We start from the raw sequence: 11,923 nt of genomic DNA, 5'->3' as shown, positions 1-11,923 counted from the left end.
ATCGGCCACCCCGCAGGAGATCCGCGATGAGCAGGACACCGGTTCTGGAAATGCGCAACATTGCCAAAGCGTTTGGCAAATTTTACGCGCTGAAAGGGGTCGATTTAACGGTCTGGCCGGGTGAGATCCATGCCCTGATGGGCGAAAACGGCGCGGGGAAAAGCACCCTGATGAAGATCCTTGCGGGGGCCTATACCGCCACCAGCGGCGAGATCCTGATTGACGGACAGCCTTTTAATATTCGTGGACCCAAGGATGCGTTAAGTGCCGGCATTACCCTGATTTATCAGGAGATGCAGCTCGCACCTAACCTGACGGTAGCGGAGAATATCTTCCTCGGCAGTGAATTGTCGCGCGGTGGTCTGGTCCAGCGCAAAGAGATGGTGATGCAGTCGCAGAAAGTTATCGACCGACTCGGAGCCCAGTTTAAGGCCAGCGACCGGGTAATGACGCTGACCATCGCCGAGCAGCAGCAGGTCGAAATCGCCCGCGCCCTACACCGTAACAGCCGTATCCTGGTCATGGATGAACCCACCGCCGCCCTCTCCTCGCGTGAGACGCACCGCCTGTTTGAACTGATCATGCGCCTGCGCGATGAAGGAATGGCGATTATCTATATCAGTCACCGCATGGCGGAAGTCTATGAATTGTCCGATCGCGTCAGCGTCCTGCGCGATGGGCAGTATGTCGGTAGCCTGACCCGCGACAAGCTTAATGCTGCGGAACTGGTGCGCATGATGGTGGGCCGTCCGCTAAGCGATCTGTTCAACAAAGAACGCGATATTCCCTTAGGCAAAGCGCGCCTGAACGTTCATCACCTGACTGATGGCAACAAAGTGCAACCGTGCAGCTTGCTGGTGCGCTCCGGGGAGATCGTCGGCCTTGCGGGTCTGGTGGGAGCCGGACGTTCTGAACTGGCGCAACTGATTTTTGGCGTACGCAAAGCCATCGGCGGCATGATTGAAGTCGACGGCGAACCGGTGGTGATCCACTCCCCGCGTGAAGCAATTGACCACGGCATTGGCTTTCTGACCGAGAACCGCAAAGAACAGGGGTTATTTTTAGAACTGGCGGCCGCGGAGAACATCACCATGGCGACGCTGGAACGTGACGCCAACTGGGGCATGCTCGATCGCAAAAAAGCGCAGGCCATTTCCGATGACGCGATTCAATTACTCAACATCCGCGTGCCGCATGCTCAGGTACGGGCGGGTGGGCTGTCCGGCGGTAATCAACAAAAATTGCTGATTTCACGCTGGGTGGCGATCGGCCCGCGCATTTTGATCCTCGATGAACCCACGCGCGGCGTAGACGTCGGCGCCAAAAGCGAGATCTACCGGATCATGAACGATATGGCGCGCAAAGGCGTGGCGATCCTGATGATCTCCAGTGAATTGCCGGAAGTGGTCGGCATGAGCGATCGGGTATATGTCATGCGGGAAGGCAGTATTGCCGGCGAACTGGACGGGAAAAGCATTACCCAGGAAAACATTATGACGCTGGCAACCGGCGTGAACGACTCCCATCATCAGGCGGTGCCCCATGAATAATCCAACCCCTCCCCAGCAAGTGGCGAAATCCGCCTCTGCGAAAAAGATGTTGATGAGCGATCTCATGCAAACGGTCGGCATCTTACCCATTCTGATCCTGATTGTGGCCGTGTTTGGCTTTATCGCGCCAAACTTTTTTACTGAGAGCAACCTGCTGAATATTACCCGCCAGGCGTCGATCAATATCGTGCTGGCGGCTGGCATGACTTTCATCATCCTGACCGGCGGGATCGATCTCTCCGTCGGTTCAATTCTCGGCACCACCGCCGTTGCGGCCATGGTCGTTTCTCTTATTCCTGAGTTTGCCATGCTGTCGATTCCGGCGGCGCTGATGCTCGGCCTGGTGCTGGGGCTGTTCAATGGCGCGCTGGTCGCCTTCGCCGGACTGCCGCCGTTTATCGTCACGCTTGGGACTTATACCGCGTTACGCGGCGCGGCGTACCTGCTGGCGGATGGCACGACGGTTATCAACTCCAACATCAGCTTTGAGTGGATCGGCAATAACTATCTCGGTCCGGTACCGTGGCTGGTGGTGATTGCGTTGGCGGTGGTGGTGGTGTGCTGGTTCATTCTGCGCCGCACCACGCTGGGCGTCCATATCTACGCGGTTGGCGGCAATATGCAGGCCGCACGTTTAACCGGTATCAAAGTCTGGCTGGTGCTGCTGTTCGTCTATGGCATGAGCGGTCTGCTCTCGGGCCTTGGTGGGGTGATGAGCGCCTCGCGGCTGTACAGCGCCAACGGCAACTTAGGGATGGGTTATGAGCTGGACGCGATTGCCGCGGTGATCCTCGGCGGCACCAGCTTTGTCGGCGGTATTGGCACCATCACCGGCACGCTGGTAGGGGCGCTGATTATTGCCACGCTTAATAACGGCATGACGCTAATGGGCGTCTCCTATTTCTGGCAACTGGTGATCAAAGGGGCGGTGATCATCATAGCGGTGCTGATCGACAAATACCGTACCCGACACCATCAAAGTGCATAGACAAGCTTACTGGCCTACTCATTCGTAGGCCTGATAAGCGCAGCGCCATGAGGCGTATAACAACAATACCCTACGTGAGGAAACGAGTATGCGTTTGAAGCCATTAGTGACCGCGCTCTGTGCTGGCGCACTGCTTGCTGCAGGTCCGTTTGTGCAGGCAAAAGAACTGAAATCGATCGGCGTCACGGTGGGCGACCTTGCCAACCCGTTCTTCGTGCAAATCACCAAAGGTGCGGAGCTGGAAGCGCGTAAACTGGCCGGTGATAACGTCAAAGTAACGTTGGTATCCAGCGGCTACGATCTGGGGCAACAGGTATCGCAGATCGACAACTTTATTGCCGCCAAAGTCGACATGATCATTCTTAACGCAGCGGATTCCAAAGGCATCGGTCCGGCGGTAAAACGGGCGAAAGACGCGGGGATTGTGGTGGTCGCCGTTGACGTGGCGGCGGAAGGGGCTGATGCAACCATCACCTCCGATAACACCCAGGCAGGCGAAATGGCCTGTAAATACATTACCGACCGCCTGAAAGGCAAAGGCAACGTGGTGATCATCAACGGGCCGCCGGTTTCCGCTGTTCAGAACCGCGTGGAAGGCTGCCAGACTGAATTCAAACGCCATCCCGATATCAAGGTGCTATCACATAACCAAAACGCCAAAGGCAGTCGCGAAGGCGGCCTGGAGATCATGACCGCGTTGCTGGCGGCGAATCCGAAGATCGACGGCGTATTCGCCATTAACGATCCGACGGCGATCGGTGCCGATCTGGCAGCGAAACAGGCACAGCGCAATGAATTCTTTATTGTCGGCGTAGATGGATCGCCGGACGGCGAAGAAGCGTTGAAGCGCGAAAACTCACTATTTGTGGCGACTCCGGCACAAGATCCGCAGGTAATGGCAGCCAAGGCAGTCGAAATCGGCTATGACATATTACAGGGGAAACCCGCGCCGAAAGAACCTGTGCTGATCCCAGTGACGATGATCGATAAAAACAACGTCGGTAGCTATAAGGGTTGGACGGTGAAATAACCCGCTACAACAACGCCGGATGGCGGCAAAAATGCCGTATCCCACCTACAAGATCGATATGAATTTGTAGGCCGGATAAGCACAGCGCCATTCGGCATTATACTCAGGAGAATTCTGTCCATGAAACGCTCCGCAATAAACGAAATTCTTGGCCACACACGCCAGTTTTTTTCCCAGCACGACGTGCATCTCCCCGCTTTCGCCAGTTTCCCGCCCACGCAATGGCGAAAACTTGATGCTTCCGCCTGGAGTGAAGTCTTTGACCTCAAATTAGGTTGGGATGTCACCGCATTTGGCGGCGACAATTTCGCCGCTCAGGGCTTAACGCTGTTCACCCTGCGAAATGGCTCGCCAAAAGGTATGCCATACGAGAAGTGCTACGCAGAGAAAATCATGCATGTTCGCGATGCCCAGGTTACGCCGATGCATTTTCACTGGCGCAAGCGTGAAGACATCATTAATCGCGGCGGCGGCAATCTGATTGTCGAACTGTGGAACGCCGGTATCAGAGAACAAACAGAGGACAGCGACGTCAATGTGGTCATTGATGGTTGCCGACAAATCCATGCTGCAGGTAGCCAGCTACGCCTGGCACCAGGGGAAAGCATCTGTCTGACGCCCGGTCTGTATCACAGCTTCTGGGCTGAGGAAGGGTTTGGTGACGTGCTGGTCGGTGAGGTTTCTTCCGTCAATGACGACGACCACGATAACCATTTTCTGCAACCGATAGCCCGCTATAACGACATTGAAGAAGACGAACCGGCGCATCTGGTGCTGTGTAACGAGTACCGCCTGTTCCGTTAACCAAGGAGCGTATTATGCCGTTAATTTCCCTCGCCGATGGGCTTGCCCATGCCCGCGAGCACCGCTATGCCTTAGGGGCATTTAACGTACTGGACTCACACTTCCTGCGCGCGCTGTTTGCCGCCGCAAAACAGGAACGTTCGCCTTTTATTATCAACATTGCCGAAGTGCATTTTAAATATATCTCGCTAGACTCCCTCGTCGAAGCGGTCAAATTTGAAGCCGCACGCCATGATATTCCGGTGGTACTAAACCTTGACCACGGCCTGCACTTTGAGTCAGTGGTTCGGGCGCTGCGCTTAGGCTTCAGTTCGGTCATGTTTGATGGTTCCACGCTGGAATACGAAGACAATATCCGTCAAACCCGCGAAGTCGTGAAGATGTGTCATGCGGTGGGTGTGTCGGTGGAAGCAGAGCTAGGTGCGGTGGGCGGCGATGAAGGCGGAGCACTGTATGGTCATGCCGATGAATCATTGTTTACCGACCCCATGCTGGCACGGGATTTCGTCGATCGAACCGGTATTGATGCGCTGGCAGTTGCTATTGGCAATGCACACGGCAAGTACAAAGGCGTGCCACAACTCGATTTTCCCCGTCTGGACGCTATTCGCCAACAGGCGGCAATTCCGCTGGTACTACACGGCGGCTCCGGCATTAGCGACGACGATTTCCGTCGGGCAATCGAGCTTGGCATTCACAAAATCAACTTCTACACCGGTATGTCGCAGGCGGCACTGGCTGCGGTAGAGTCGCGTATGGCTAATCGCCAGCCGCTGTACGACGAATTCGCCGAACTGCTGCTGAGTATTGAGGAAGCCATTACCGATACCGTTTCTGAACAGATGCGTATTTTTGGTAGCGCGGGGCAGATCTGATGGAACGTAAAGGCATTATCGCCGCAGGTAACATGCTGGTCGATCATGTACATCAGATTGTGCAGTGGCCAGAACGCGGCTGGCTGGCGGAGATAACCCATAGCGAACACGCAACGGGGGGGGCTCCGCTTAACGTATTGCTCACGCTGGCAAAAATGCACACCGGGCTACCGTTGCAGGCAGTGGGCTTAATTGGCAAGGACAGCGATGGCGACTACATCATGGCGATGCTGGAACAGTATCACGTTAATCGCCAGCATGTTCAGCGCACGACATCAGCCCCCACGTCAATGTCGCAGGTGATGACCGATCCCAGCGGCCAGCGCACCTTTTTTCACTCACCGGGCGCCAATCGGCTACTCGATCTGCCTGCGTTTGAGCTGCTGGATACCTCGATGAAAATTTTCCATCTGGGCTATCTGCTGTTGCTCGATAGTCTGGACATGCCTGACGACGAGTTCGGTACGCGAAGCGCACGACTACTGGCACAAATGCGTGAAAATGGCTTTGAAACGTCACTGGATCTGGTCTCACGCAAAGGCGATCCTCGCTACCAGCCACTGGTGATGCCAGCGCTTCGCCATCTTGACTATCTGGTGATCAATGAACTGGAGGCCGGGGAATTCAGCGGACTGGAGATCCGCCAGCCCAACGGCGAATTGCATATTCCGCACATCGCTACCGCCGCCCGTGAACTACTGGACGCGGGTGTACGCCAGCGGGTGGTGATCCACTGTCCGGAAGGCGCATGGGGTGAAGATCCTGATCAGGCTGGCACCTGGATACCCTCACAATTTCTGGCCCAGGAAGAGATCGTCGGCAGTGTCGGGGCAGGAGATGCATTTTGCGCTGGTTTTCTGTATGGCTGCCACGAGCGCTGGTCGTTAGCGGACAGTATCAGGCTGGCACACGCCTGCGCGCGGGCAAGCCTGCTGTGTGCCAATGCAATCGACGGCGCAAAAACGCTGGAGGAGTTAAAAGCCGGAATGGCTGATGCCTGATGCGCTACGCTTATCAGGCATACGGGGTCGTTATCGCTTTTGTAGGCCGGATAAGGCGTTTACGCCGCATCCGGCAACTGCGCAGATCACGCCGCCTTATCGTGATGCTGCACGTCGGCGGCAAAAACATAACCCAGACCGCGCAGGGTTTTAATCAACATTGGCTGATGCGGGTTAGTCTCTATCTTTCGCCGTAGTCGCATGATTAACACATCAATAGTGCGGTCAAACACCTCAACGCTGTCGCTGCGCGTCAACTCCAGCAATTGTTCGCGGCTAAGCACCCGGCGGGCGTTCTGTGCCAGCGCCAGCAGCAGACTGTATTCGCCCTGCGTCAGGTCCACCTTCAACTGCTGAGGATTACGTAACTGACAACCTGCGGTATCCAGATGCCAGCCATTAAAGGATAACCCCGTGGTTTGTGGACCGCTGCTTTCAGGTGTTAAAACACCGACACGCCTGAGCACGGCTTTTACCCGCGCCACCAGTACCCGCGCATTGAACGGTTTGCCGATATAATCGTCAGCCCCCATTTCCAGCCCCACAACCACATCCGATTCGCTACCTAACCCTGTCAGCATCACCACCGGTAATCCTGGCCTGATTTTTTGCACCTGCTGAAGCACCATCAGGCCATTAATATCGGGCAACATCATGTCCAGCAATACCAGCGCGATATCCGGCTGAGTATCAACGCAGCGCAGCGCATCCTGTCCGGTATGACAGGCGGTCACTGCAAAGACGTGTTCACTCAGCACATCCTGGAGCAGTGTGCAGATTGCCTCGTCATCATCCACAACCAGTATGGCTGGCTTCATCGTTCCTCCCCATTTCTGGCCAACTTAAATGAGTGTGATTGATTCTGCACAGAGTGACAGCGATAAGGCACAAGGACATGTGGGAAACATAACCTCGGTCACACTGCCGGGGCGTCACGTATTGAAGATTCGTCACGTCAAATATGACGACAGCCTGTTTTTCGTCAGGGTTTTGCGCAAAATTCGCCCGTATTATCGGCGAATGCCCCTGATAAAAACATGGCATAAAAGATGCATAACGAAAGCGACAAGCGCGTATGCGCGATTTGATTAACTGGAGCGAGACCGATGAAAAAAGTCGTCACGGTTTGCCCATATTGTGCATCAGGTTGCAAAATCAACCTGGTGGTCGATAACGGCAAAATCGTCCAGGCTGAAGCGGCGCAGGGGAAAACCAACCAGGGTACCCTGTGTCTGAAGGGCTACTATGGCTGGGATTTTATTAATGATACCCAGATCCTGACCCCTCGTCTGAAGACCCCAATGATCCGTCGCCAGCGTGGCGGCAAACTGGAATCCGTTTCCTGGGATGAAGCGCTTAATTACGTCGCCGATCGCCTGAGCGCCATCAAAGCGAAGTATGGCCCGGACGCCATTCAGACGACCGGTTCATCTCGCGGTACGGGTAACGAAACCAACTATGTAATGCAAAAATTCGCGCGCGCCGTTATTGGTACCAATAACGTTGACTGCTGCGCTCGCGTCTGACACGGCCCTTCGGTTGCAGGTCTGCACCAATCGGTCGGTAACGGCGCAATGAGTAATGCTATCAATGAAATTGATAACACAGATTTAGTGTTCATCTTCGGGTACAACCCGGCGGATTCCCACCCTATCGTGGCGAATCACGTGATCAACGCTAAACGCAACGGGGCGAAAATTATCGTCTGCGATCCGCGCAAAATTGAAACTGCGCGTATTGCCGACATGCACATCGCGTTGAGAAACGGCTCAAACATCGCGCTGCTTAACGCTATGGGTCATGTCATCATCGAAGAAAAACTGTACGACCAGGCGTTCGTCGCCTCGCGTACGGAAGGATTCGAAGAGTACAGCAAGATTGTCGAAGGCTACACGCCGGAGTCTGTCGAAGATATTACTGGCGTTAGCGCTCAGGATATCCGTCAGGCTGCACGTATGTATGCTTCGGCGAAAAGCGCGGCCATCCTGTGGGGCATGGGTGTTACCCAGTTCTATCAGGGCGTGGAAACCGTGCGTTCACTGACCAGCCTCGCCATGCTGACCGGTAACCTCGGTAAGCCAAGCGTCGGTGTTAACCCGGTTCGTGGCCAGAACAACGTTCAGGGCGCATGTGACATGGGTGCGCTGCCGGATACCTATCCGGGCTATCAGTACGTGAAAGATCCGGCTAACCGCGAGAAATTCGCCAAAGCCTGGGGCGTGGAAAGCCTGCCTGCACACACCGGCTATCGCATCAGCGAGCTGCCGCACCGTGCGGCCCATGGCGAAGTTCGTGCGGCCTACATTATGGGTGAAGATCCATTACAGACCGATGCTGAACTCTCCGCAGTGCGCAAAGGCTTTGAAGATCTGGAACTGGTCATTGTGCAGGATATCTTCATGACCAAAACCGCTGCTGCCGCAGACGTTATTTTACCGTCTACGTCATGGGGTGAGCATGAAGGCGTATTCTCCGCGGCTGACCGTGGCTTCCAGCGCTTCTTTAAAGCTGTTGAACCGAAGTGGGATCTGAAAACGGACTGGCAGATTATCAGTGAAATTGCCACCCGTATGGGTTACCCGATGCACTACAACAACACCCAGGAAATCTGGGACGAGTTGCGTCATCTGTGCCCGGATTTCTACGGTGCCACTTACGAGAAGATGGGCGAACTGGGTTATATCCAGTGGCCTTGCCGCGACACCTCAGACGCCGATCAGGGTACGTCTTACCTCTTCAAAGAGAAGTTTGACACCCCGAACGGCCTGGCGCAGTTCTTCACTTGTGACTGGGTAGCGCCAATCGACAAACTCACCCCAGAGTACCCAATGGTACTGTCAACGGTGCGTGAAGTCGGCCACTACTCTTGCCGTTCTATGACCGGTAACTGTGCGGCACTGGCTGCGTTGGCTGATGAGCCGGGCTATGCCCAGATCAACACTGCTGACGCTGAACGCCTGGGCATTCAGGATGAAGAGCTAGTGTGGGTTAACTCGCGTAAAGGCCGGGTTATCACCCGCGCTGCAGTAAGCGATCGTCCAAACAAAGGCGCGATTTACATGACCTATCAATGGTGGATTGGTGCATGTAATGAACTGGTAACCGAGAACTTAAGCCCGATTACCAAAACGCCGGAGTACAAATACTGTGCCGTTAATGTTGAACGCATTGCCGATCAGCGTGCTGCCGAACAGTATGTGATTGATGAGTACACCAAGCTGAAAGCCAGCCTGCGCGAAAGCGCGATGGGTTAAGCTTCCCCTGACGGCCTCCATTCGGAGGCCGTTTTTTTATGCCAATAATCTCTCTATACTGTCCATTCCCTACTCTAAATCTAAATATAAGATGAAACGACTTTTCGCCTTGATGTTGCTAATAACAGGCTTTGTTCATGCCGAAGAGCCTGGCAGTCAGTTTCTGAAGGCAGCCGAATCTGGAGACCGACGCGCACAATACTTTCTCGCCGATACCTGGTTTAGTTCAGGCGATTTGAGCAAAGCCGAATACTGGGCGCAAAAAGCAGCCGACAGCGGTGATGCGGATGCCTGGGCCTTACTGGCGCAAATTAAGATAACCAACCCAGTCAGTCTGGATTATCCACAAGCCAAAACGCTGGCCGAAAAAGCGACCCAGGCAGGTAGTAAGGCGGGGGAAATTACGCTGGCGAGAATTCTGGTGAACACGCAGGCCGGGCACACAGATTACCCCAAAGCGATTACATTGCTGCAAAACGCCTCGGAAAACCTGGAGAACGACTCCGCTGTCGATGCGCAAATGCTGCTCGGACTGATCTACGCCAATGGCGTGGGTATTCCTGCCGACGATGAGAAAGCCACCTGGTATTTCAAACGTAGCTCGGCCATTTCTCGTACCGGGTATTCCGAATACTGGGCCGGGATGATGTTCTTAAACGGCGAGCAGGGTTTTATTGAAAAGAATAAACAGAAGGCGCTGCACTGGCTGAATCTGAGCTGTACAGAAGGATTCGATACCGGCTGCGAAGAGTTTGATAAGTTAACGAACGGGTAATGGTTTGCATTGCCGGATGAACGTAGTCGTTGTAGGCCTGATAGCGTAGCGCCATCAGGCAACCCGGAGCAGGTTGCCGGATGGCGGCGTTGCCTTATCCGGCCTACAAAGCGGTCTTATCAAACTTACCTAATATTTCACGCTCATAGGCCAGCGCTTTCTTGCGGTCAAATTTGTGTTCCCACTTGGCGATAACCAGTACCGCCAGCGCGTTACCCACCACGTTCAGCGCAGTACGCGCCATATCGAGAATACGGTCAACACCGGCGATAAATGCCAGACCTTCCAACGGGATCCCCACACTGCCCAGCGTCGCCAACAGCACCACAAACGATACGCCCGGCACACCTGCAATCCCTTTCGAGGTTACCATCAGCGTCAGTACCAGCACGATTTCCTGCCACAGCGACAGGTCAATACCGTACAGCTGGGCAATAAAGATAGCGGCGATACTCTGGTACAACGTCGAACCATCCAGGTTGAATGAATAGCCGGTCGGCACCACGAAACTGGTGATTGATGCCGGTGCACCGTAGGCTTCCATTTTCTCAATAATACGCGGCAGTACGCTCTCAGAACTGGCGGTTGAATACGCCAGAATCAGCTCATCCTTCAGGATACGGATTAAGATCCAGATACTCAGACCACAGACACGCGCCACGATACCCAGCACCACCAGTGCAAAGAACAGGATGGCAAAATGCACCAACAGCACCAGCTTCGCCAGCGGCCACAAGGAGGCAAAGCCAAAGTTTGCGACCGTGACGGCGATCAGCGCAAAGACACCGACCGGCGCATAACGCATGACCATGTGGGTCACTTTAAACATGGTTTCGGAGATAGAGCGGAACACGGTAACCAGCGGTTCACGGTGCGTGGCAGGCAGAGAAGACAGACCTAAACCGAACAGCACTGAGAAGAAGATAATCGGCAGCATGTCCCCTTTCGCCATCGACGCAACGATGTTGGTCGGCACCAGTGACAAAATTGTGCCCATCAGGCCATGTGCATGACTCTGCACTTCTGCCGTTGTGCTTTGATATTTCGAAATATCCACGGTCGCCAGCTGCGACATATCAACACCGGTACCTGGCTGGAATACGTTTGCCAGCGTAATACCGAGGATAATCGCCACGGTGGTGATCACTTCGAAATAGATAATGGTTTTGGCGCCAATACGGCCCAGCTGTTTTGCATCCCCCACCCCGGCGATACCCACAATCAGCGTGGAAATCACAATGGGCACGACGATCATTTTAATCAGGTGGATAAAGATATCACCCGCCGGTTGCAGCAGGTTTAACACCAGCCATTCGCGGCTGTCACTATGGTAGTGCAGGTAACTCCCCAGCAAAATGCCCAGCACCATGGCGATGAGGATCTGCCATGCCAGGCTGACTTTCAAATTTTTCATAACAACGGACTTCCTCGATGGAGCGCTATTCCGCATATAAAAATGCGAGAACAGTACATACTGAAAGGGTATGATTTGTGTTGCGTTCGTTTATAGAGTTTTTTAACGCTTATTATCATTATCATTTGCACGCTATCTCGCGCAAGCCTTTCAGAACAGGGGGTTTAGCTGAAATTATGCATAAAAACGCGAGTTTATGTCGGTAATCATGAATAACTTTTTGTTATAAAAG

Annotated in this window: 10 protein-coding genes; 8 read left to right on the top strand and 2 right to left on the bottom strand. The window is 54.2% G+C overall.

All coding sequences use genetic code 11. The features are described from left to right. The first annotated feature begins 26 nt into the window (after window positions 1-26). The 6 genes from NNO02_RS15340 (at window position 27) to NNO02_RS15315 (ending at window position 6,248) form a co-directional block, all read left to right on the top strand. Window positions 27-1,550 carry a sugar ABC transporter ATP-binding protein gene (locus NNO02_RS15340; RefSeq protein WP_271455185.1) on the top strand — a complete coding sequence of 508 codons (1,524 nt, stop codon included), beginning with the start codon at window positions 27-29 and terminating at the stop codon, window positions 1,548-1,550. Next, window positions 1,543-2,538: an ABC transporter permease subunit gene (locus NNO02_RS15335; protein WP_271449281.1), complete on the top strand. Its 996-nt coding sequence runs from the start codon at window positions 1,543-1,545 to the stop codon at window positions 2,536-2,538. Before NNO02_RS15340 ends, NNO02_RS15335 begins: the two co-directional genes overlap by 8 nt. A gap of 88 nt (window positions 2,539-2,626) precedes the next feature. After that, complete coding sequence (locus NNO02_RS15330) at window positions 2,627-3,568, top strand: ABC transporter substrate-binding protein (protein ID WP_271449282.1); 942 nt, start codon at window positions 2,627-2,629, stop codon at window positions 3,566-3,568. Between the two features lie 120 nt (window positions 3,569-3,688). After that, window positions 3,689-4,372 carry a D-lyxose/D-mannose isomerase gene (locus tag NNO02_RS15325; protein ID WP_271449283.1) on the top strand — a complete coding sequence of 228 codons (684 nt, stop codon included), beginning with the start codon at window positions 3,689-3,691 and terminating at the stop codon, window positions 4,370-4,372. 14 nt (window positions 4,373-4,386) lie between these two features. Next, window positions 4,387-5,247, top strand: a complete 861-nt coding sequence (locus NNO02_RS15320) for a ketose 1,6-bisphosphate aldolase (protein WP_271440959.1) — start codon at window positions 4,387-4,389, stop codon at window positions 5,245-5,247. Further along, window positions 5,244-6,248 carry a carbohydrate kinase family protein gene (locus NNO02_RS15315; RefSeq protein WP_271455195.1) on the top strand — a complete coding sequence of 335 codons (1,005 nt, stop codon included), beginning with the start codon at window positions 5,244-5,246 and terminating at the stop codon, window positions 6,246-6,248. The genes NNO02_RS15320 and NNO02_RS15315 overlap by 4 nt, the downstream gene beginning before the upstream one ends. An 86-nt stretch (window positions 6,249-6,334) precedes the next feature. Here NNO02_RS15315 and NNO02_RS15310 read toward each other — a convergent pair whose 3' ends face one another. Continuing rightward, a complete protein-coding gene (locus tag NNO02_RS15310; protein ID WP_271455184.1) occupies window positions 6,335-7,066 on the bottom strand; it encodes a response regulator in 732 nt (243 codons plus the stop codon). A 288-nt stretch (window positions 7,067-7,354) separates the two neighbouring features. Between NNO02_RS15310 and fdhF the strand changes: the two genes are divergently transcribed. Both fdhF and yjcO read left to right on the top strand, forming a co-directional pair. Continuing rightward, window positions 7,355-9,502 (top strand): formate dehydrogenase subunit alpha, encoded by a 2,148-nt coding sequence (gene fdhF, locus NNO02_RS15305; protein WP_271455183.1) that lies wholly within the window; start codon window positions 7,355-7,357, stop codon window positions 9,500-9,502. A gap of 91 nt (window positions 9,503-9,593) precedes the next feature. After that, the gene (gene yjcO, locus NNO02_RS15300; RefSeq protein WP_271440962.1) at window positions 9,594-10,277 is read left to right on the top strand and encodes a Sel1 family TPR-like repeat protein YjcO; all 684 of its coding nucleotides are present in this window, start codon (window positions 9,594-9,596) and stop codon (window positions 10,275-10,277) included. Between the two features lie 103 nt (window positions 10,278-10,380). Here the strand turns inward: yjcO and gltP are convergent, their stop codons facing one another. Continuing rightward, window positions 10,381-11,691 carry a glutamate/aspartate:proton symporter GltP gene (gltP, locus tag NNO02_RS15295; RefSeq protein ID WP_271440963.1) on the bottom strand — a complete coding sequence of 437 codons (1,311 nt, stop codon included), beginning with the start codon at window positions 11,689-11,691 and terminating at the stop codon, window positions 10,381-10,383. Between the last annotated feature and the right edge of the window lie 232 nt (window positions 11,692-11,923).

Source organism: Citrobacter sp. Awk 2 (assembly GCF_028069815.1).
GTDB lineage: Bacteria > Pseudomonadota > Gammaproteobacteria > Enterobacterales > Enterobacteriaceae > Citrobacter.
The sequence above is the reverse complement of the archived record's forward strand: the minus strand, read 5'-3'. Positions and strand labels throughout refer to the sequence as shown.